This is a genomic window from Mesorhizobium sp. M8A.F.Ca.ET.208.01.1.1 (genome assembly GCF_004791315.1).
In the GTDB taxonomy this organism is placed as follows: Bacteria; Pseudomonadota; Alphaproteobacteria; order Rhizobiales; family Rhizobiaceae; genus Mesorhizobium.
The window spans coordinates 1-297 of sequence record NZ_SRUT01000324.1 but is presented as its reverse complement, the minus strand read 5'-3'; the positions used below and the strand labels follow the sequence as shown (position 1 = coordinate 297).

The following is a 297-nucleotide window of genomic DNA, read 5'->3' as shown; positions in this document are numbered from 1 at the left end:
CGATCTGCTCCAGCCGCTCCTCGGCCGCGATATGGGCAAGATGCAGCGAAAGCACCCGCACCGGTCCCGCCGGCGTGCGGATCATGCATTCCAGCGCCGCGTTGCGGGTGTTGAGTGGCCTCACCGTCCGCCGCAGCGGCAGCGTGTGCAGGCGTGACCAGACGATCGGCAGCTTCGACAGCACCATCGTGCCGAACTGGCGCCGGCGGTTGACGACGCGGCCGTCGCGCGTCTCGCTGGCGTCCATGTCGAAGGCCGGGCCGTAGGCCCAGTAATAGTCGGGCAGCAGGCTGGACA

At 69.0% G+C, this 297-nt stretch carries 1 pseudogene; it reads right to left on the bottom strand.

Annotated elements, in window-relative coordinates:
* Positions 1-297: pseudogene (locus EN851_RS35490) on the bottom strand (EEP domain-containing protein); the annotation flags it as partial.